General features: G+C 70.9%; 18 protein-coding genes. 10 read left to right on the top strand and 8 right to left on the bottom strand.

Features of this window, described 5'->3' with window-relative positions; translation table 11 throughout:
• The first annotated feature begins 1 nt into the window (after position 1).
• Positions 2–1018, top strand: coding sequence for a c-type cytochrome biogenesis protein CcsB (gene ccsB / locus ACWGL3_RS02900; RefSeq protein WP_452460722.1), 1017 nt, complete (start codon positions 2–4; stop codon positions 1016–1018).
• A 43-nt stretch (positions 1019–1061) separates the two neighbouring features.
• Here the strand turns inward: ccsB and ACWGL3_RS02895 are convergent, their stop codons facing one another.
• Together ACWGL3_RS02895 and ACWGL3_RS02890 are read right to left on the bottom strand one after the other, a co-directional pair.
• On the bottom strand, positions 1062–1649 hold the full coding sequence (locus ACWGL3_RS02895) for a DUF4291 domain-containing protein (RefSeq protein WP_267946829.1): 588 nt from the start codon (positions 1647–1649) through the stop codon (positions 1062–1064).
• Between the two features lie 72 nt (positions 1650–1721).
• On the bottom strand, positions 1722–2717 hold the full coding sequence (locus tag ACWGL3_RS02890; protein WP_267946828.1) for a LacI family DNA-binding transcriptional regulator: 996 nt from the start codon (positions 2715–2717) through the stop codon (positions 1722–1724).
• Between the two features lie 247 nt (positions 2718–2964).
• On the opposite strand from ACWGL3_RS02890, the gene ACWGL3_RS02885 reads away from it, so the two are divergent.
• Positions 2965–4254: a pectate lyase family protein gene (locus ACWGL3_RS02885; protein ID WP_267946827.1), complete on the top strand. Its 1290-nt coding sequence runs from the start codon at positions 2965–2967 to the stop codon at positions 4252–4254.
• A gap of 210 nt (positions 4255–4464) precedes the next feature.
• Here the strand turns inward: ACWGL3_RS02885 and ACWGL3_RS02880 are convergent, their stop codons facing one another.
• Both ACWGL3_RS02880 and ACWGL3_RS02875 read right to left on the bottom strand, forming a co-directional pair.
• The gene (locus ACWGL3_RS02880; RefSeq protein ID WP_267946826.1) at positions 4465–4818 is read right to left on the bottom strand and encodes a PLD nuclease N-terminal domain-containing protein; all 354 of its coding nucleotides are present in this window, start codon (positions 4816–4818) and stop codon (positions 4465–4467) included.
• A 119-nt stretch (positions 4819–4937) separates the two neighbouring features.
• The gene (locus tag ACWGL3_RS02875; protein WP_017535950.1) at positions 4938–5138 is read right to left on the bottom strand and encodes a BldC family transcriptional regulator; all 201 of its coding nucleotides are present in this window, start codon (positions 5136–5138) and stop codon (positions 4938–4940) included.
• Between the two features lie 425 nt (positions 5139–5563).
• Between ACWGL3_RS02875 and ACWGL3_RS02870 the strand changes: the two genes are divergently transcribed.
• Positions 5564–5959 carry a DUF4229 domain-containing protein gene (locus ACWGL3_RS02870; RefSeq protein ID WP_267946825.1) on the top strand — a complete coding sequence of 132 codons (396 nt, stop codon included), beginning with the start codon at positions 5564–5566 and terminating at the stop codon, positions 5957–5959.
• A gap of 307 nt (positions 5960–6266) precedes the next feature.
• On the opposite strand, the gene ACWGL3_RS02865 is transcribed toward ACWGL3_RS02870, so the two are convergent.
• Together ACWGL3_RS02865 and ACWGL3_RS02860 are read right to left on the bottom strand one after the other, a co-directional pair.
• Complete coding sequence (locus ACWGL3_RS02865) at positions 6267–7532, bottom strand: hypothetical protein (protein WP_452460721.1); 1266 nt, start codon at positions 7530–7532, stop codon at positions 6267–6269.
• A gap of 128 nt (positions 7533–7660) precedes the next feature.
• Complete coding sequence (locus ACWGL3_RS02860) at positions 7661–9049, bottom strand: DUF6177 family protein (protein WP_267946823.1); 1389 nt, start codon at positions 9047–9049, stop codon at positions 7661–7663.
• 383 nt (positions 9050–9432) lie between these two features.
• Here ACWGL3_RS02860 and ACWGL3_RS02855 point away from each other — a divergent pair, with 383 nt between their 5' ends.
• From ACWGL3_RS02855 to ACWGL3_RS02830, 6 genes are all read left to right on the top strand, one after another.
• The gene (locus ACWGL3_RS02855; RefSeq protein ID WP_267946822.1) at positions 9433–9747 is read left to right on the top strand and encodes a hypothetical protein; all 315 of its coding nucleotides are present in this window, start codon (positions 9433–9435) and stop codon (positions 9745–9747) included.
• Positions 9744–10091 (top strand): DUF6507 family protein, encoded by a 348-nt coding sequence (locus ACWGL3_RS02850; RefSeq protein WP_267946821.1) that lies wholly within the window; start codon positions 9744–9746, stop codon positions 10089–10091. The genes ACWGL3_RS02855 and ACWGL3_RS02850 overlap by 4 nt, the downstream gene beginning before the upstream one ends.
• Before the next feature lie 170 nt (positions 10092–10261).
• On the top strand, positions 10262–13447 hold the full coding sequence (locus tag ACWGL3_RS02845; protein ID WP_452460720.1) for a hypothetical protein: 3186 nt from the start codon (positions 10262–10264) through the stop codon (positions 13445–13447).
• A gap of 50 nt (positions 13448–13497) precedes the next feature.
• Positions 13498–14337, top strand: a complete 840-nt coding sequence (locus tag ACWGL3_RS02840; protein WP_267946819.1) for an immunity 49 family protein — start codon at positions 13498–13500, stop codon at positions 14335–14337.
• Between the two features lie 45 nt (positions 14338–14382).
• Positions 14383–14772: a hypothetical protein gene (locus tag ACWGL3_RS02835; RefSeq protein ID WP_267946818.1), complete on the top strand. Its 390-nt coding sequence runs from the start codon at positions 14383–14385 to the stop codon at positions 14770–14772.
• Complete coding sequence (locus ACWGL3_RS02830; RefSeq protein WP_267946817.1) at positions 14765–15658, top strand: toxin-antitoxin system YwqK family antitoxin; 894 nt, start codon at positions 14765–14767, stop codon at positions 15656–15658. The genes ACWGL3_RS02835 and ACWGL3_RS02830 overlap by 8 nt, the downstream gene beginning before the upstream one ends.
• A gap of 157 nt (positions 15659–15815) precedes the next feature.
• Here the strand turns inward: ACWGL3_RS02830 and ACWGL3_RS02825 are convergent, their stop codons facing one another.
• A complete protein-coding gene (locus tag ACWGL3_RS02825; protein WP_452460719.1) occupies positions 15816–17735 on the bottom strand; it encodes an alpha/beta fold hydrolase in 1920 nt (639 codons plus the stop codon).
• A 192-nt stretch (positions 17736–17927) separates the two neighbouring features.
• On the opposite strand from ACWGL3_RS02825, the gene ACWGL3_RS02820 reads away from it, so the two are divergent.
• Complete coding sequence (locus tag ACWGL3_RS02820; RefSeq protein ID WP_267946815.1) at positions 17928–18698, top strand: DUF1963 domain-containing protein; 771 nt, start codon at positions 17928–17930, stop codon at positions 18696–18698.
• Positions 18699–18884: 186 nt separating this feature from the next.
• On the opposite strand, the gene ACWGL3_RS02815 is transcribed toward ACWGL3_RS02820, so the two are convergent.
• Entirely contained in the window at positions 18885–20804 is a 1920-nt protein-coding gene (locus tag ACWGL3_RS02815) for a rhamnogalacturonan lyase (protein WP_452460718.1), read from the bottom strand.
• Positions 20805–20928 lie beyond the last annotated feature (124 nt).

Here is a 20928-nt window from a genome sequence, read left to right as displayed (position 1 = left end):
GGTGACGTACACACTCGCCGGAACGGTGGACGAGACGATGGCGTCGACCAGCGACATGTTGATCATCGCGATGATCGTCACGTACGCGGCGGCCCTGTTCCTCTTCGCCATCGAGGCCGCCTACGGAAAGCGCACCAACCTCAGGGCCGGCAAGCTCATGCCGGTGGCCGCGGGCTCAGGGAAGGACGCCGGAGCCGCCGGAAGCGGTGACGACGACCTCGACATCGACGTCAACGTCCGCACCACCGAGGGGGAGGCGCAGGCCTCCCAGAGCAACCTCGGCCGGGTGGCGCTCGGCGTGACGACGCTCGGGTTCGTGATGGGCGTCGCCCAGATCGTCACCCGGGGCCTCGCCGCGGGCCGGTGGCCCTGGGGCAACATGTTCGAGTTCATCGTGGCGCTGTGCCTGGTCGCGGTGGGCGGGCTCCTGTACGCCTCGTTCCGCTACCAGGCGCGGTTCCTCGGGGCCTTCGTCCTGGTCCCGGTCCTGCTCCTGCTGGGCATCGGCGTCAAGTGGCTGTACGTGGACCCGGGCCCGCTGATCCCGGCACTGCACTCCTACTGGGTGCCGATCCACGTGACCGCGACGATCATCGCGGGCGGCGCGTTCATGGTGTCCGGCGTCGCGGGCGTCACCTACCTGGTGTCGCACCGCGCGGAGGCCAGGCGCGCCCTGGGACAGAAGGTCGCGGGCATCGCGGGGCGCCTGCCCAGCCCGGAGCTGCTGGACCGCATCTCGCACCGGTTCATCCTGTTCGCGTTCCCGCTGTGGACGTTCGGCATCATCGCCGGCTCCATCTGGGCGGACGAGGCGTGGGGCCGCTTCTGGGGCTGGGACCCCAAGGAGGTGTGGTCGTTCATCTCCTGGGTGATCTACGCCGCCTACCTGCACGCCCGTGCCACGGGCGGCTGGCGCGGCCCCAAGGCCACCTGGATCAACGTGCTGGGCTTCCTGACCATCCTGTTCAACTTCTTCGCCGTGAACTACATGTTCAGCGGCCTGCACTCCTACGCCTGACCCGGGCTGCGCACGGCGGCGGGGACCCCTCGGGTCCCCGCCGTCAGCCGTTGCGGCCCCCGCTCTGCGGTCCGACGCCGAGGCGTCCCGCGGCCGGCTCCGGCACCGGGTAGACGCGCTCCGGCGGGAGCAGTTCCCGGGCCCGGGAGGCGCGCCCGCCCCGCACCAGCTGCTCGATCCTGCGAACCCGGGGGGTGACGTCGGTAAGGCCGACGACCCACTCCTCGGCAAACTCCCGGATCAGCCCCCGGCCGACACCGACCTGGATGCTGTAGTGGTTGAGGGCGGCTCCGCGCAGCGAGCGTTCGGGGTCCCACTGGACGTGGACCCGGGCGCGGGCGACGGCCGCCGGGTCTGCGGTGGTCGGCACGGCGAGGGAAAGGGCCCTCTCCCAGCCGCCGCGGGTGACGCGTACCGCCAGGACGCGCTCCTGCCCCGCCTTGCGCGCCCAGTTGCTGCGGTGCATGAGCCACAGGAACGACGGCTTGATCCACGTCATGCGGTTGAGGGAGAACGGGGCGACGAACCGCCCGGCGCGAAGGGACGGGTCCGCGACCGCCGACGGGTACGCCTGGTAGACCACGATCGTGCTCGCGTCGTACTCGGCGCGTACCTGGCGCTGGGGCTGCATACGTCGCATACTGCCGGTCGCCCCCGGTCGGCGGCGACCGGTTTTCCGCACGGCGGTCCGGCGCCGGGGCGGTCAGGGGCGGGTCAGGGGGCTCCGGGGCGGCGCCGTGGACTCCCGGACGACGAGGCGGGTGTCCAGGGTGACGGTTCCGGGGTCCTCCCCCGTGGTCACCCGGTGGACCAGCAGGTCGATGCCCCCGCGCCCGGCGGCCACGACCGGCATGTCCACGGTGGTGAGGGCCGGGCGGCAGTGCCGGGCGATGTGGGTGTTGTCCACGCCGACCACGCTGAGGTCCCCGGGCACCGACAGCCCCAGGGCCTCCACCTCCCGGATCAGGCCCAGTGCCACGAGGTCGTTGTAGGCGAGCACGGCGGTCGCCGGCCCCGACACCACCTCGGCGGCGGCGAACGCCCCGCCCTCCTCGGTGGGAGGGTTCGGCCCGACGGGGTGCAGCCCGGCGCCGTGGCGCGCGGCGGCCTCCTCCGCGGCTCCCCGTATCCGCTGGGCGGTCCAGGACGCGCTCGGCCCGGTCAGCACGGCGATGTCCCTGTGCCCCAGCGCGACCAGGTGGTCCACGGCCTGCCGGGTGCCCGAGGCCACGTCCATCAGCACGCAGGGCAGGCCCCTGACCCGGCGGTTGACGACGACGAAGGGCACGTCGCGGCCGAGTTCGGCGATCACGCGCCCGCTGAGCCGCGAGGCGACGAGCAGCGCGCCGTCCACCTGCTTGGCCATGGAGCGCACCAGCTCCTCCTCCACCCGTGCCCGTTCGTCGGTGTCGGCCACGAACACGTGGTAGTCGCGTTCGCGCGCCTGCGCCTGGGCGGCCTTGATCAGCGGCGGGAAGAACGGGTTGGCGATGTCGGCGACGATCACCCCGAGGTTCGCGGTCCGCCGCGTGGAGAGGGCCCGCGCGGCTCGGTTGGGGCGGTAGCCGAGCCGCTCCGCCGCCGCCATGACACGGGTCCGCGTCACCGCGTTGACCATGTGGGCGGCGGAGAAGGCCCGGGAGACGGTGGAGACGTGGACCCCGCTCTCCCGCGCGACGTCCCTGATGGTGACGGCCACCCGGGGCCTCCGTTCCGTGGATGTTCCGATGTGCTCCGCTGGGACCCGAGGGTACGGCAACCGGTTGCGGAGCGGCAGGGTGCGGGCCGGGCTGCCGTCGCCGGGTTTTCCGGGGTTTTCCGGGGTTTTCCACGGAGAAGGCGGGGCGGAAGGGTTGACGTGGACGGGGGAGTCGGGAGATGTTCATGCAAACGTTTGCAGCCGGGTGCCGACCAGTACCCGGTATCCCCCCACCAGGAGCACGAACATGCGCAGGCTCATACTCCCCCTGGCCGCGGCGGTGGCGCTGACCGCCGTGCCGGCCACCTCCGCGAACGCCGCCCCCGACATCGGCCGGGAGGTCCTGGCCGACGGTGACGGATGGGGGTCCGCCGGGGCCGGGACCACCGGCGGGTCCGCGGCGGCGCCGGAGCACGTCGTCACCGTCTCCACCCTGGAGGAGTTCCGCGAGGCGGTCTCCGGCGACCACCCGAAGATCGTCCGCGTGGAGGGCACCGTCGACGCCAACACGGCGCCGGACGGCACCCCGATCGCGTGCGAGGACTACGCGGTCGACGGCTACACCCTGGAGGGCTACCTGGCCGCCTACGACCCCGCTGTGTGGGGGTGGGAGGACCCGTCCGGCCCGCTGGAGGAGGCCCGCGCCGCCTCGCAGGACGTCCAGGCCGAGCAGATCCGGGTCCGCGTCGGCTCCAACACCACGGTGGTCGGCGCGGGCGACGACGCCGTCATCTCCGGCATGAACCTCCTGGTCCACGACGTGGACAACGTCATCCTGCGCAACCTCTCCTTCTCCGACACCCACGACTGCTTCCCCGGCTGGGACCCCGCCGACGGCGGGACCGGCAACTGGAACTCGGAGTACGACCACGTGGAGGTCTCCGGGGCCACCAACGTGTGGGTGGACCACAACACGTTCGACGACGGGGACAACCCCGGGGCGGAGCTGCCCGACCACTTCGGCCGCAAGTACGAGGTGCACGACGGGCTGCTGGACATCGTCCGCGGGTCCGACCTGGTCACGGTCTCGTGGAACGACTTCGTCGAACGGGACAAGGCGATGCTGCTCGGCAACAGCGACAGCCGGACCACGGACCGGGGACGGCTCCGGGTGACCTACCACCACAACCACTTCGACGGGCTCGGGCAGAGGGCGCCGCGCGTGCGCTACGGCCAGGTGCACGTGTACAACAACCACTACACCGTGCGGGGCGGGCTCTACCAGTACAGCCTGGGCGTCGGGGTGGAGTCCCACGTCCACGCGGAGAACAACGTGTTCGACCTGCACGACGGGATCGGGGCGGAGGAGGTCCTGTACAACTGGGGCGGCGACGACATCGTCGAGCACGGCAACGCGGTGATGCGCGACGGCCGGGGGCGGCTGACCCGGGTCGACCTGGTGGAGGCCTACAACGCGGCCAACCCCGGCATGGAGCTGGGCACCGCCGGCACCTGGGTCCCCGAGTTCGCCCCGGACGTGGAGCCGGTGCACGCGGTGCGCGGGCTGCCGCGGAAGGTGGGGGCCGGGCTGCTCTGAACCGGGGCGGGCCGGGGGGCCGCCGTGAGCCCCTGACATGACGGTGGGGCCGTGCTCCGAGGAGTGCGGCCCCACCGTTGTGTTCACGCCTGTCGTGCCCCGCCTGCCGGGGCGGCCCTGTTCCACGCGGTCCGTCGGCGAGGTTCACCCGGGCGGGCCGGCGGCGAGGGGCCGGCGGGCCCCTTCTCCGACCGATCCGGCGAGGAGAACCTATTCTTCCGGGTCGATGCGCCGTTTGAGGCGTCGCAGGAACTCGGGGTCGTCATCGGGTCCGAGCGGGTGCGGGCTGTCGGAGGGCTTGGCGAAGTCGGACGGGTCAAGGTCGTCGGCCGACGCGGCTTGCGCCGGGGAGGGCGGGCTTCCGTCCACGGGGACCGCCCGGCGCGGGCGGCCGAGGAAGAGCCACAGGATCGAACCGACGGGCATGAACAGCGCGATGACGATCATCCAGAGGACCTTGGGCAGGTTCCGGACCTCTTGCGCAGGGGTGGTCAGCGCGTCGAAGAACGCGTACACCCAGAGAACGATCGATACGAGCGTGATCAGGCCACCAAGCCACACCATGGTTCCAGCCTACTCTTGCTGTCGACTCCTCACGGTCGGGACACCGAGCCAGGGCTGCGGGAGACCCCGCTGATTCCGAATGTCCGGGGCCGAAGGGGGTGAGGGGCGTTACCTCGCTCTCAGGGGGTGCTCTCGCTCGGCTCCCCGAGGAGGAGGGCACGCACCTCGGACTCGCGGAACCGGCGGTGGCCGCCGGGGGTGCGAATACTGCTGATCCGCCCGGAGGCGGCCCAGCGCGTGACGGTCTTGGGATCAACCCGGAAGAGTGAGGCCACTTCCCCGGGGGTCAACAGGCGTTCGCTTGCTCGTTCCACCTTCACATTCCCCCAATCGTGCCCGCCTCGGACTGTGGGGGCGGCGGGCGTTTGATCCCCTAGTGTGCACGAGTTGGTCCGTTTCCTCCCTAGTTTTCGGAGAAATTGCGGTGATGGGGGGAGGAGTACCGGATATGTGACCGGAACGTGATGTTCGGGCCCTGCTGTCGGGATTGGAAACATCCCATGACTATGTGAATCCAGTGGCCTGTGTGGTCCCGTCGCCATTGCGGCGGGGGACACGCCGCCCCGGTGCCCGCTGCGCCCGACACGCCCTTAACCTGGTGGTGAGGACATGCGGGAGCCACCCGTTCGGTCCTGTTCGGGGACCCGGTACCGCCCGGGCCACATGTGTGGACCCGGTCGTCTCGTGTGCTGATGGGCGTAGCGACCAATCTAGACCAGGTAATCATCTGTTGTGAGGCTTTTTCATGCGTAGCTGGCTGACCTATACCGCCGCCCGGGTGGGACTCTTCCTGGCGGCCTTCGGAGTGGTCTACCTATTCGGTGCCCGGTCGTGGGTCGCGCTCATCCTGGCGTGGCTGGTCAGCGGCCTCGCGTCCTATGTTCTGCTGTCCCGGCTGCGCGACCAGCTGTCGGCCCGGACCGTCGAGCGCCTGGAGAGCCGCCGGGGCGTCAACGTGGGAGACCGCCTGTCCGGAGGGGCCTCCCGTGAGGACGACCTCCAGGACGCGGCCGCGTCCGAGCCGGCCGGGACGCCCGTTGACGCGGCTCCTGAGGAGGCCGGCGCCGGGAACGCCGCCGGGAACGCGGACGCCGACGCGAAGCGGGACGAGGGCGCGGCCGCCGCGTCCAAGGACACCTGACGAACACCTGACGCACGCCCGTCCGGACACCGGCCGCGGCCCCGACGGTCCGGGGACCGGGCGTGCCCCGCCGGGACCGGGCGTACCGGTCGGCCCGGGGAACCGGCCGCCCCACCCGGCCACTTCACCCAGGGGGCCGGCCTCCGGCCGTCTCCTCGGGCTCTCCCCCGGGAAGGGGGAGAGGCCCCGCCGAACGGCGGGGCCTCCCTGCGGCAGGGGGCCGGAGCGGCCCGCCGCGCCGGCCGCCCCGGTGGACGGGTCGCACTCCGGGACCTGCCGCCCGGCGCGCCGCGCCGGACCGCCGCCCTCAGGCCAGCGGGAACATGCCGAGGCGCGCGTGGTACTCGCCGGCGAGGCGTTCGGTGTCGCTTCCCACGTACAGCCCGTCCGACGTGGCGTGCAGGGCCTCCGCGCCGTGCCCGCGCGCGCGTCCCGGGTTCCACGCCAGCGCGCGTCCCGTCCGCGGGTCCACGGCGCCGATGCCCTCCCGCTCCACCGACCCCGGTCCGGGGTTCAGCTCGCCCTTCTCGTTGTCCATCCAGCGCTGGTGCCCGCCCACGTACACGGCCGACTCGGTGACCTCCACCGAGTACAGGGAGTCGCCCCCGGTCTTGTTGCTCCACGTGGGCTGGGAGTCGGCCTTGTCGGTGTTCTCGAACCGGCTGGTCGACTTGCACAGGCCGGGCTTGACCTTGGGCCCGCCCCCGGTCACGACGGCGAAGTACGAGCCGTCGGGGGAGAACGCCATCTGCCGCATGTACGTGTGGATCCGCTCGTAGTCGCACGGGGCCTCGTAGGCGGACGTGGACCACGGAGTGACGAAGGCTTCCGCGGTGTCGATCATGGCGATCTGGTAGCGGTTCTTGTCGTCCACCTTCGTGAACGTCCCGTTGATGGCGAGCCGTCGGCCGTCCGGGCTCAGGGCCAGCTCCTGCACGCGCAGGCTGCCGCGGCGCGGCTCGGCGAGGCGCGGCGCGAAGTTGCGGTCCACCTCGCCGGTCCGGAGGTCGAGGCGGGCCAGGCCCGTGCGCTCGGCGCCGCTCACCCCCGTGAAGTTCCCGCCCACGTAGAGGCGGGCTCCGTCGGTGGCCAGGCGGTTGGTCGCGCCGTCGTCGAGGACGGCGCCGAACTCCCGCACGGGGCCGCCGTCGGAGAGGGACAGCCGCGCCAGCCCCCGGGAGGGCTTGCCGTCGACGGCGGTGAACCGGCCGCCGACGACCACGCTGCCGTCCGGCCCCGGGGCGAGCGAGGTGACCATCGCGCTGACGTCCGGTTCGAAGTCGCGGATGATCCGCCCGGTCCCGTGCTCGAAGGCGAAGAGGTTGCGGAGGGTGTGCTCGTCGCCGTCGACCTCGGCGACCCGGGTGAACTCACCCCCGACGAGGACCGTGTTCCCGATCCTCAGGATGTCCTTGACCGTCCCGTCCAGGACGTGCGGGGTCCACTGGACGGGCTGCTCGCCGACCACGCCCCGGTGCGCGGCGTGCGCGGCCGGGGCCGTCACCGCGATGCCGACGGGGAGCAGGAGCATGGTGCTCATCGTCAGCGCGACGAACGAACGGCTGGGTTTCACGGAGGATTCTCCTTGGTGTGCGGACCTGCTTGTCGGGCGGGAGGCCGGACGGCCGGGGGGTGTCCGCATTCTTTCAAAGAGTCGCGAGAAAATCACACACAGTAATCATGTTGGCTCTGTCCGTGCCGTCAGGACCGGGGCGCCGCGGTGAGGTGGCGCAGCTGGGCCGCCACGGCCTCGGCCGCCCGTTGGCGGGTCGCCTCGGCGGGAGCGGGGTACCAGATCGCGCGGGCACCGGCCTCTCCCAGCGGTTCCCCCCGCAGGGGGCCGGCCAGCGCGTGCTCCTCCCCGGCCCGCCGCACCCCGTCGGGCCCGAGGGCCATGCCGACCGGGGCGGCCAGCCCGTGCCAGCGCGGCTCGAAGGTGACGTCGCGGCGACCGCGCGCCCGGCGCACGTGGAGCACGTCCAGAAGGTTCTCCGCCGCCAGGGCCTCCACCAGGCCGGGGAGCGCCCCCAGGGGCAGCGCCCCCTCGTCCTCGAACCCGATCGCCAGGGAGATCCGCTCCGCCGCCCTCTCCCCGTCCGGGGCCCACGAGACCCGGGCGCCGCCCGTGAAGGGGGGACCGGCGTCCTGGTGCCCCGAGAACTGGAGCACGGCCGTCCGCGGGGCGCGGTGGCGCACCAGCCGTACGAGCCGCTCCCGGTCCCAGGGCGCGAGCGCCGGCTCGTGCGGCCCCCAGCCGGCGGGGAGGACCCCGGCCAGGTGGCCGGTGACGAGCTCGACCGCCCGGCAGAGGGGCGGCGCGAAGGACGCGCCGTGCCGGACCGCCAGGTCGACCAGCAGGTGCGCCCCCAGGGGCGAGATGTCGAGGAACCCGCACGCGGGTTCGGGAGCGCTCCCGTTCCGGGCGTCGGGCACATACCCGTGTACCCGGTCCCAGCGGAGCGGGAGGCCGCTGACCCCGTCGAACTGGCCGCCCTTCCCGTCCAGCACCACCCAGCGGGCCATCGGCTGCGTGATCAGGGTGCGCAGCCCGTGGGTGAGCCGCGACGACCTGGGGGTGAGCACCTGGAGGACCGTGCCCCGGAGCGCGTTGGCCGACACGGCGTCGGTGATCCAGGAGGACAGCGGGACGACCTCGCGGTCCTGGGCGACGACGAACGCCTCCTCGGCCTCGAACTCGACGGCCGGGTGCCCGGTCTCCTCCCACAGCGAGAAGTCGCCCGGGCCCGAGGTCCACACCCCCCCGCCCAGACGCAGGGCGAGGCCGTCGGCGACGCGGTGCGCCGCCTCGCGCCCCGCGGCGTCGGGCCGCGCACGCACCTCGGCCCACCAACAGGTGTCGGGCAGGTTGACGGCGGCCTCGGCGCCGAGCAGCCGGGAGACCTCGCCCCGCGACTCGACCAGCTGGGCGGGTTCGAGGGTGGCCAGGACACGGGCCTCGGCGTCCCGCAACTGGACGACTCCGCCGTCCAGGGGGCGCACCGCGAGGTCGGCCCCCGCGTCGCGGAGCGAGTGGGCGACCGCGACCATGCCGGGTTCCGCCGCCAGCAGTGCGACCACGTCGTAGCTCAACGGTTCTCCTTGGCGATGCCGCCGGGGGGACGGCGGGGTCGGGTTCGGCGTGACCGGGCGAAGCGGGAGGGGTGTCCGGGTCCGGACCCGGACGGGGGCACGGTCGGCGCCGGGTGGCTGGTGGCTCGGTGCTGGTGGCTCGGCATGCGTGCGTGCGGGGGCCTGCGGGGAGGGGAAGCGTGGGAGCGGACGTCGTGGGGCCCGTCCCTCCGGTGGGGAACCGGTAGAGGGGGCCTGCGGTCAAGGGGTATCCGGAACTCCGTGCCAGTACGAACCTCTTCCGCGAGGGAGAGGTCACACATTGTCGTGGTGCATCGGCATAATACGCACAACGCGCCCCAGGGGGCGGCGGTTCCGACGGACCTGGGCAGGGTGACCGGTACATGAGATTCGAGCTGGTAGAGGTCCCGGGCGCGCTCGGGGAACCCGCGGGCGACCTCCCGCGCGGCGACGTCCCGCCGATGCGCGTCCCCGTCGCGCACGAGATCGTGGCCGTGCGCATGCGCGAGCGCACCGGGGAGCTGCGGACACATCTGACCAGCATCATCGAGGCGGTGCGCCCCGCCCTGAATCGCATGGATGCGAGCATCGTCCGCTCCGAGCGCGAGTTGGCCGATACCGGCCACGATTCGACTGCCGAACCGCCCCAGAACTTCCGGGGCGACCGCTTCTCCGCCCGGGAAGGCGGTGACCGGTGAGCGCGTGGGACATCGACGCCCCCTCCGTCGGGACGGTGCTCAACGAGGTGCTGGGCAAGGTCGGCGACGGCAGCGGCGACGCGCTCGACGGCGCCCTGACCACCACCGGCGACGAGATCATGAACGCCGCCACGGCGGCGTGCAGCGGACCGGTCGAGGGGGAGCTGTACCACTTCCTCGAACACGTCGGCGCCCTCGCGGAGGAGATGGTCGAACGGGCCGGCTCCGCCCTGGAGGGGTGCGCCCTGGCGGTGGACGCCTACCTCGTCGGTGACCTGGAGATGGCGGAGGAGGCCCAGGCCAACGCCACGTATGCCGAGAACCCCATGAACGCTCCGCACTGACCCGCGCCGGTCCGGCGCGCACGCCCTGCCGCGCACCGGTCGCGAAGCCCCGACCGGGCCGTGCCCTCCGTGCCCCGGTCACCCCCTCATCCACCCCCCACCCCCGCCCCCGCCGGGCCGGCTGCTCCCGCCCGGCGGCGGATCCCCCACCTCCTCCCCACGGAGTCGCCATGCCCCCTGTCGACGTGACGAGACCCGAGCCCGACCCCCGGAACCAGCAGCCCCTCGACAACGACTTCACCGTCCTGATCGTCCCCGAGGCCATTCCCGTGCCCGGCACCTCGGTGGAGGTCCTCCAGACGGCCGCGGCGAACCTCAGGGCCGCCGCGGAGGAGGTCGCGGAGGGAGGCGCGGGGGTCGAGAGTTCGTGGCAGGCCCTCCAGGCCCACTACACCGCGCCCGAGTCGGAGACCCTCCTCGCCGCGATGGGCCCGGTCGCCCGCAAGGGCGACACCGTCCTGGAGGACGTCTCAGCGGTCGTGACCGCGCTGGAGACCTTCGCCGAGGAGGCCGAGAGTGCCCGGACCCGGCTGCGCAACATCAGGGACGACGCCGTGGCCTTCGTGGAGGAGGTGCGGGACGAGGAGTTCTGGGCGCTCAACCCGTGGCACTACGGCAAGAACCGCTCCCTGAAGCTGTGGGCCAACATCGTCTGGGCGACGTTCCAGGAGGCGGAGAGGGAGTGCGCCACCGCCATCTCCGCGGTGAACGGGCAGGGCAACACCTACACGGCCGTGGGCGGGGAGGCGCCCGGTCCCCGGGAGGTCGCCTACGGCCTCGACCCGGACGAGGTCCCCGACATCGCGTTCGACCTCACCGAGTCCTCCGAGTGGCAGCGCGCGGGGGAGGAGGGCTGGGCCCACCTCACGGGGTCGGACAAGCCGTGGCCGCTCGACTGGGCCGCCGACGCGTTCGCCGCCCAGCAGGAGCACTTCGGCGTCGGGATGGCCTGGGGCCTCGGTGTGGGAGCCCTGTCCTCGATCGGGTTGTGGCGCGCGGGCAGCGGGTGGGCCGGCAGCGTCGGCGAGGCGGTGGACAACGCCGTCACCCACAAGGAGGAGACCTTCCAGGGGTACGGCGCGCTCGTCGGGATGTACGGCGAGGACGGGTGGATGAACCCGTTCGACTCCGAGGAGGGCTCGGGGCGGACCTGGCGGGAGAACGCCGGGGCGGCGTGGACGGAGGTCGGCCACGACCTGTTCCCCTGGAGGGAGTGGGAGGACCGGCCCGCGTACACGCTGTCCACGGCGGGCGGGAACCTGGCGCTGACCGTGGTGGCGTTCCCCGTCAGGGGCGGCATGCTGCTCAGCCGGATCGGCGGTGGCGGGCCCGACCTCCCGGACATCGACGTGCTGGAGCGCCCGGGGGTGGCCTGGGAGCCGGGCGCCGCGGCCCGGCCGGGGTTCAGCCTGGCCCAGACGCTGAGCGGGATCAGGACCGGGTTCTCCGACACCGCCAGCGGCATCGGGCTGCGCCTGGACCAGCTGCGCACGGGAGTGCTGGCCCGGTTCGCCCACTGGGAGGTGGTGGAGGGCGCGCCGGAGCCCGGCGGGAGCGGCGGGCCCGGGGCCGAGTCGGTGCCCGGGACCGGACCGCTGCCGGCGCCGGTGCACGCGGGGGACGGGGGTGTGCCGGACGGCAGGTCCGGGGCGCCCGCGGCGGCGGTCCCGGCCGGTCGCGGCGACGACGTGGGGGTCGCCGAGCTCGTCGCCGACGTCGAGCGCTACAGCGGCATGGACGCCGACGCGCGGCCCGCATGGCTCCTCGCACGTGAGGAGGTGCCGGTCGGCGCCGGTGCCCGGGGCGGGGGGATGGAGGTCCCCGGCGGGGACGGTACCGGCGACCGAACCGACCATGACTTCCGCGTCACCGCCGCCCACGACCCGGATCCGAAACCCGCCACCCCCGCCTCGACGCCCCGCGACGGGTCGGCCGACATCCGCGCCGTGCCCCTCCACGGCGACCCTGCCGGAGCCTCCGGCCCGGGCTCCGACGGCCCGGCCCGGCCCGGAAGCGGCCTCCCCCTCACCCTGCCTGCCGATGGGGCAAGCGGCTCCGACGGACGTGGGGCCTCGAGTGAGGACGGGGAGAACGGCTCGGGGGCTCGACCCGTTGCTGACAACCGCGCGCCGGGTCCGACCACCTTGCAAGGGCTCGAGTCCCATTCCTGGGGGGACAAGAATGATCCGGCCAACCGGCTGGCTTTTCGCCAGGACCTCCAACGCCTCATAAATTCTGATCATGAAATCTACAAGGAGTACTACAAGGAGAAAAACGGCCACAGGAGAAGTGTTCAAACCACGATCGGTCCGGAAAAATATCCTCTGCCCAAGATCACCTGGGATGCCAGCACTCATCAGTGGGTATGCCTAGACGTTCCGAAGCAGGCGACATATGTCGGGGACAGGGTCATGATGCGGGTCCATGATCCTGACTTCATTCCTGAGGTTCACGACGGGCTCTCCTACGAAGAGCGAACGCGACGCGAAGAGCTTCGGGGGGAGATCGGAGCGGAAGAGCTCCAACGGCGCGAGTGGATCAGGGGTGAGTTCTCGATGCTCGATGACCTGGCAACAGGGCGTCGGGAAAGCATCACGGCGTCTCAAAAAGCCCAGGTCCATCTCGAGGCGATGCAGAGGACCCACGGATCCTATCTCAGGGGTGGTGACAACCACGTGGACCTTGAGAACGCAAAGGCATCCCAGAAGCTTGCCGATGCCGTGAGGACCGAGGTTGCCGAGAGATTCGGCGAAGAGTCGGCCAGGGTTGCCGCAAGGCATCAGTTCGATGGAAGACCTGTCCTGCGTTCCGACGGAACACCCCTGATGAGGGATGTTCTAGATGCGGACGGGAATCCGGTCGAGGATAACGGTCAAGTGCGGAGGGAGGAGGTGCGTCCGAACCTCGAAGGCGCGACCTACATAGAGCCCGCCGAGAATGCCCCGGGCAATGGGAATGACCAGTTCGACCAAATCTACCGCACCGTGGATGGTGATATCGTCATCATCGAGGCAAAGGCTGATGTCGGCACGGACCTGGGAGGAAGAATTGCCCGGCCGCAAGGGCGACCTCCTCAGGAGGTTCAGCAGGGAACGCGAGAGTATCTTCTGGATATCCTCAGAGTGATGGAGGAGAGGGCTCTGATTCTTCAAGAGGAAAGGGGGTTGGATGACGAAAGCGCACTGAGGGAGTTGGAGCTTGTGGAAGAAATTATCGAGAAGCTGGACCAAGGCAAGGTTGTCTATGCGGTTTTCAAGGGCAATGCGGAGCCTGCGGGTGCGGGAGGTGGAGGGGGTCCTCTGGAGGTTGCGAACGGGTATAATTACCAGGTTTTCGATGTCTTTGGCGGGAGTTGAAATTGGGGAAGAAAATTCCTCGGGCTGACTTGAGTCACATGGTCAACGATGTGAAGCTCGAACAGAACATCAAAAAGCGGGAAAAGCATTTCAATGCGGTGGTGCGGAAGGCCTCATCGTTCGATCTGTGGTTCGATTCGATGTACAGGTACGCCAAGGAGGCTCTTGTCGCGGACCCGGAAGCGGGGAAACTGGAGACGTGGGAGGCCTGGGTCGCCCTGATGCAGTACTACGGCGCGGCCCTCGCCGCGACCACGGGCCCCGAGGGCACTGAGGTCGAGTGCCGACTCGGTCACCAGGTCAGGAGGATCACGGGGATCGGGCCGAGGTACTTCACGAACGCCGGCAACTGGGAGACGGCGTTCTACTTGGCAGTGACGTGCCGGGACAGGACGCGTGTGGAGAACCTGTGCTCGATCCCGGTGGACCTCCTCCGGCGAGCGGGTGAGGGCGACGGTGCCAGGTACAACGAGTTCACCTACCACTGGGTTGCGGCGCTGCAGGCCTACGTCAGGGGCAGTGACTCTCTGGTGGGAGAGTTGCGCCAGGCGATGGAGTTGTCCGACCCTCGCACCGGCGCGTTCGGCGGGGACTACCTGAACCTGATCTCCTTTCCGCAGATGGACGTGTTCAGGTGTCTTCTGAAGGGAGACTCCGACGAGTTCAACGAAACCCTGACACAGGGGTTGGAGTGGTTCAGGGACTACTACAGCGTTGATCGTCCCGGCCAAGGCCCCTTGACGGGTGTTGTGCCTATGGGGCTCCTGGCGTTGGCTTGTCTGGCTCACGACCGCAGTCAGGTAGATCCCGCTTTCGAACTCGAGGTCGAGTCGGATTATCTTCCCAAACACATCGTGGAAGGGTCCTGGTACGGAGAGTTCCCTACCTGACCGCCGTAGGGAAATAATGGATTTTTTCCCGTGGGAGGATTGGGATTGATCGAGCAGCAGGAGATCCTTCAGGGGATCGGTGGAGATCTTCTTGGTTTTGCCCCTGAAGGTTGGGGGCGACTCCGTTACGAGTATTCTGCTGTTGCGAAATATGCAACCGACAGTCTGACGGTTGAATACTCGAACGGTGAGTCCGAAATGGTGGACTGCCCGGTCACGGTTCTCTCGAAGCTCGCAAGGCTGCGGGCGGGAATGTACCAGGAGGGGAAGGGGACGTGGTTCTCGGTCGAGTACACGATCGAGCGCCCCTCGAACTACAGCGTGGACTTCAACTACGACGAGTACCCGGACTTCACGTTCCGCCCGAGCCCCGAGGGTTTCGCGGACGACCTGAAGACCTTCCCCGGGCCGAGGAGTTCGTCCCCGATTGGCTGAGGGAGCAGGTCGAGGCCGTGTCGGGCAGGCTCTGGTTCCCGTGAGGCGAGTTGATTCGGAAGAGCTCGATTACCTGGATGAAATTTCAGTCAGGATACCAGGGGGAAGTTTCACCGGGCAGGCCGTTGAGAAAGACGGGAGGTTCACGCATTACCAGACCTTCGTGAAGGGCTACGCCCTCGGTCCGGTTTTCCTGCTGAATGAACACGGTGTGGCCCTTGAGTATTCCAATCGTGTAGGAAATATCACCACTGGGCCATATTTCTTCTGGGATGAAAACGGAAGGCTTCGTGAAGAAGGTGTCTCGGACTACTCGGACGGGAGTCTGAGGGTTCTGCGGCGATGGGACGAAGCGGGAATCCTTGTTCACTTCGAGGAGAGTTCGCCGCGTATGCCGTTTGTGGATCCCGAGACAGGGGAAAATATTTTCCGACCTTGGCGCTCTGTCCCTTCGTGTCCTGGCGTACCAGGGCGTGAAGGCTATGTGGAGGCTGTCGGGATGGATGAGTTGGACTTCGAAAGCCGAGTGACTTATCAAGGTGTCGCCTATACAGGCGAAGCGGTGCTCGTCGAAGGTTCCGGTCGGACCGAGATGCGGACTTTTGCGGAAGGGGCCGAGGACGGTCCTTTTCTTGTGTGGTCGCCCAGCGGAAAACTCGTGACCCAGGGGGTTACCCGAGATCCCTACGGTCCGGTCGGTCCCTGGCACGAGTGGGACGAGGAGGGGAGGCTTCTCTCCGAGACGATCTACGACGCGCTGGGCAACCGCATCATCTTCCGTGGGATGGACGAGGCGGGGAACATGGTGAAGGAGGAGGTCTTTCCTCCGGAGCGCTTGCTGCGGGACCCCGAGACCGGGGAGGAGCGCCCGGCTCCGTGGCTGTAGCTTCCCTCGCGAGGACTCCTGAACGGTCAGGCGCCCTCAAGTCTGTCGTCGTCGGCGCGCCCCGCTGTGACCGCGACCAGGTCGAGGAGGCGCGGGGCGGGGCCGGGTAGTCCGCACGCCCACCCGACCCTCACCCCCACCCCGCCACCAGCCGGTCCTACAGCGCCCCGGACCGCCCGCCGAGGTGCTCCGCGAAGTGCCTCTCGATCGCGCGGTGGAGCATCACCTGGTTCTCGGGGTTCGCGAAGCCGTGCCCCTCGTCCTCGGCGACGATGTACTCGACGGGCACCCCGCGCGCACGCAGGGGCCCGACGATGTTGTCGGACTCCGCCTGGACCACGCGGACGTCGTTGGCGCCCTGGGCGACGAGCAGCGGGGTGCGGATCCGGTCGACCATGGTGATGGGCGAGCGGGCCAGCATGTCGGCCTCCTGCTCAGGGATGTCGGGGTCGCCGACGTAGCGGTACCAGTTGTTGGCCATGCTGGGCCTGAGGAACGGCGGCAGGGTGCGCATGAAGTTCGCCAGGTCCGAGATGCCCACGTAGTCCACCGCCGCGGCGAAGTAGTCCGGGGTGAACGTGACGCCGACGAGCGCCGCATAGCCGCCGTAGGAGCCTCCGGCGATGCCGATGCGGGCCGGGTCGGCGTAGCCACGGGCCACCGCCCAGTCGGCGGCGTCGATGAGGTCGTCGTGCATCTTCCCGGCGAACTCGCCGATCGCGGCGGAGATGTGCCGCTTGCCGTAGCCGGTCGAGCCCCGGAAGTTGACCTGGAGCACCGCGTAGCCGCGGTTGGCCAGGAACTGCACCGTCTTGTCGAAGGACCACGTGTCGTGGGCCCAGGGCCCGCCGTGCACGAGGAGCACCAGGGGCAGGTTCTCGGGCGCCGTCCCGGCCGGCAGGGTCAGGAACCCGTGCAGCGGCAGCCCGTCGCGGGCCGGGAACCGGACCGGGGTCATGGGGGACAGCTCGGCGGGGTCCAGCTCCGGGTGCGGGCGGAAGAGCAGCCTGCTCTCCCGGGTCGCGTGGTCGTAGAACCAGGTCGCCCCCGGGTCGCGGTCGTGGACGAAGGAGACGACCCACCGCTGCTCGGACTCGTCCGAGGACACCGATCCGAGCACGCCGTCGGAGAGCTTGGACAGCTCGGCGTACACCTCGGCGAAGTGCGGGTCCAGCACCTCGATCCTGGGCCGGTCGCCCACGAAGCGGGCCGCGAGGACCTCTCCGGTGCGCCGGCTGAAGTACAGGGCGGGGGGCATGCCTGGGGCCACCATTCCCATGGTGCACAGGCTGTGCCCGTCCACGGCGGCGACCACGGTCTCCTCGCCGGTCTCCCGGTCGAGGCGGACGACCCGCATGTCGTCGGAGTCCTGGTGGGAGCCGAGCAGCAGGCCCTTCCCGTCCGGGGTCACCAGCTGGAGGGGCAGCCCGTACGGGTACTCCGCGCCGCCCTGCCGGGACAGGAGGCGCTTGTCCCCCTCCGCGCCGTCGATCGCGTAGAAGGAGTGGGTGCCGTCGTCGGCGACCTCCACGTGGAAGGCCGGTTCCCCCTCGCTGTCGACCAGGGTGTTGCTGGTCGGGTCGGTCTGTTCCACGAGCACGGTCGTCTCGCCGGTGGCCACGTCGATCCGGAACACGTCGAAGAGCATGGGCCTGAGGTTCATCCAGACCCGCACGCTGCCGGGTGAGGGCTTGTGCGGTTCGACGACGGCCACGCGGGAGCCCGGGGCCATGGGCGTGAGGTCGACGGCGGGTTCGTCCGGCGCGTCGAGGTCCACCCGGTAGAGGTGCCAGTCCTCGTTGCCGTCGGTGTCCTGGAGGTACAGGAGCCAGCGCGGGTCGTCGGTCCAGTGGTAGGTGTGGACGCCGCGCCGGGTCTCGTGCGTGACGCACACCGCGTCCTCGTGGCCCTCCCCGACGCCGCGCACCCACACGTTCGTGCGGCCGTGCTTCGGCGCCAGGTAGGCGATCCGGGTTCCGTCGGGCGAGATCGACGCGCCGGCGAACTCCGGGTCGGCGAAGAACTCCTCGACGTCGAACAGGGTCGGAAGGGACTCTCGGCTGGGTGTCTGGGTCATCCGGTGCTCCAGTCGGGGTCGGCGTCGCGTGAGCGTGCGGCGCGCCCCGTGCGGTGCGCACCGCTGCCCGGGGCCCTCCCGCGGACGGCCCCGGAACCAACGCAACACCATGACGCAGGGGCATGGTCAATCCGGCGGGACGGCGGTCCGGGCCCGCGCCGAGTGTCCTCCGGCTGCGGCAGCATGTCCGGTATGGACAACCCCCAGACCTATCGGGACGCGGCTCGAGAGAAGGGCGTCCCCGAACACGTCATCGACCACGCCCTGCGCCTCACCCTTCCCCAGACCGAGCTGACCACGTCGGACGCCGACGGCGGCGTCCCGGCCGGGAGGTACGGCGGTCTCCCCTCGCTCCCCGCGGGGGTCGAGTGGGGCGGCGGGCTGGACCTCGTCGCGACGGTCGACTGCGCGGCCCTCCCCCCGGACGGGTTCGACCTCCCGCTGCCGCGCGACGGGCACCTGCTGTTCTTCGCCGACAGGACCGACCCCGAGGGGGCCGTGCTGATCGAGGACTCCCGGTCCGTGATCCACGTCCCGGCCGGGACGCCCACGACCGAACGGGCGCTTCCCGGGGACGGGGGCGCCCTCCCCGCCCTCGATCCGCAGACCCTCTACGCCCGGACCGTCCGGAGTTTTCCGTCGGGCGCCGACGACGCAGTCCTCTCCGACCCGGAGACCAAGCGCCTCTTCCGGGAGTACAGGCTGGGCGATCACGACCACAGGAGGCCGGTCCGGGGAGACAGCCTGATCCTGGGCGGGTACGCCTACTCGCCGCAGGACCCCCCGATCATGGGATCCTCCCCGGAGGACGAGAAGGGGGGATGGGTACTGCTGGCCCAGACGCAGCTGGACATGCCCGGGGTCTCCGGCACCACCGCGTGCCCGTTCTGGATCATCCGGCGCGACGAGCTCGGGGCGGGGAACTTCGCGGCGGCGGCCCTGGTGACGCTGACCTACCACTGAGGCGGTTCCGGCGTTCCGCACGCCCCGGCCCGCATGCCCCGGCGCGGCAGTCGGCGGACGGGCCGCCTTCCCGCCCACCCGCCGACAGGCCCGCGGGCACCGCGGCCCGCCCCGCGAGGGGACGGGCCGCCGTGCCCCGCCGGACCCGGACCCGGACCAGGGTCGCCGGTCCGCCGGGCCGACGGGTCAGGGGTGGCGGATGTCCGGCCAGGGCGCCCCGGCGCCCTCGGCCGCCGTGTCCCCGAGGGCGAACGACGGGTGCGGCGGCTGGTTGTAGGCGGTGTTCTGCCAGGCCAGTGCCACCCGGTACTGGGTGTCGTGCACGAGGGTCGGGACGAGCAGGTCCGTCTCGTGCGGTGTGGAGTAGATCCTCAGGGCCGTGTTGTCGGCGGTGCGCCAGACGACCTCCTCGCGCCAGTCGCCGAGGATGTCGCCGGACAGGGCGGGGGTCGCCTTGGTGCCGTTGTTGGAGGCGACGCCCTCCCCGTCGAGCAGGCGGGTGCTCCCGTCCGGGTCGTACTCGTCGATCCGGGTCCCGTCGAGCAGTTCGCGGCTCCCGTCGCCGTCCCACCACACCAGGAAGTTGGCGGAGCCGGGCTTGGGCCCGACCTCGTCGCCGTCGGTGTCGCGCAGTCCGGACACGCTGGAGGACCAGAACTCGGCCCCCGGGCTGCCCGCCCAGACGTCTCCCGCCACGCCGCGTCCGTTGTCGTTGCCGGAGCCGAGGGTCCACAGCACGTCGCCGGTGGCCGCGTCCGCGAGCCAGGCGTCCGGGGAGGCGGTGTTCTCGCCGACGCCGTACACCTCCAGGCCGGGCCGGTCGGGGACGAAGTCGCCGACGTGCAGGGCGTCACCGTGCCCGTGGCCGGTCTCCCACAGGCCGGTTCCGTCGTCGTCCACGGCGGCGGCGCCGAACATGACCTCGTCGCGCCCGTCGCCGTCGGCGTCCGCGACGGACAGGCTGTGGAAGCCCTGACCGGCGTAGGCCCCGTTGCCGGGGTCGTCGGAGTCGAACACCCAGCGCCGCGTCAGTTCGCCGTCGCGGAAGTCCCAGGCGGCGATGACCGCGCGGGTGTAGTAGCCGCGGGAGAACACCATGCTGGGGTTCTCGCCGTCCAGGTAGGCGGTCCCGGCGAGGAACCGGTCGACCCGGTTCCCGTAGTTGTCGCCCCAGTCCGCGACGTTGCCGCGCCCGGGGGCGTAGTCGGCGGTGTCGAGGGCGCGGCCGGTGGCGCCCTCGAACACGGTCAGGTACTCGGGTCCGCTGAGCACGTACCCGCCGGAGTTGCGGTGGTCGGCCCCGGCGTCGCCGATGACCGTCCCCTCGCCGTCGCGGGTGCCGTCGGCGGTCTTCATGGCGACCTCGGCGCTGCCGTCGCCGTCGTAGTCGTACACCTGGAACTGGGTGTAGTGGGCGCCCGCCCGGATGTTGGCGCCCAGGTCGATGCGCCACAGGCGGGTGCCGTCGAGCGTGTAGGCGTCGATGAGCACGGGGCCGGTGTGCCCGCTCTGGGAGTTGTCCTTGGCGTTGGTCGGGTCCCACTTGAGGACGATCTCGTACCGGCCGTCGCCGTCGAGGTCGCCCACGGAGGCGTCGTTGGCTTCGTAGGTGTAGGCGGAGCCGTTGACGCTGCCGCCCTCGGGACGGTCCAGGGGGACGTCCAGGTGGCCGTCCGCGAAGGCGAGCGAGGGCGCGGACGGGGGCTGCTCCTGGCCTCCGACGACCGCGGCGACGGTGTAGGCGGCGCCGGCCGGGGCGTCGGGGTCGAGGTGGTTGGTCGCCCCGGTGAGGGGTTCGGGGGTGATGAGCTCGCCGTCGCGGTAGACGTTGAACGCGGTGGCGGGGTCGTCGCCGCCGAGGAGCCGCCAGGTGACGAGGTTGCCGTCGGGGCCGCCGACGCTGACGACGCCGCGGTCGAGCCGCTCGGCCACGCGTGCCCCGGCGGGGGCGTCGGAGGTGTCGGAGGAGGCGGAGGTGAGGGCGGCCGTCGCGGTCACGACGCCTCCGGTGTCGGTGAGGGTGAGCGCGCCGGCGCCGAGGGCCAGCGCGGCGGCCGTGGCTGCCGTGACGGCGGTCCGGCGCCGTCGGTGAGCGGGGGGTGGCATGGGTTCCTTCTCTCGGGGGGTCGCGGGCGGGGTGTGCGGCCCCGCTCCGCCGGGGGTCGGCACGCATGTAGGCAAGCGCTTACCAAGCGTGTCGGGAACAGAACGTAACACGGCGGCGACTCCG

It is taken from the genome of Nocardiopsis sp. NPDC055824, from assembly GCF_053616335.1.
This window is presented reverse-complemented; position numbering and strand designations above follow the sequence as displayed.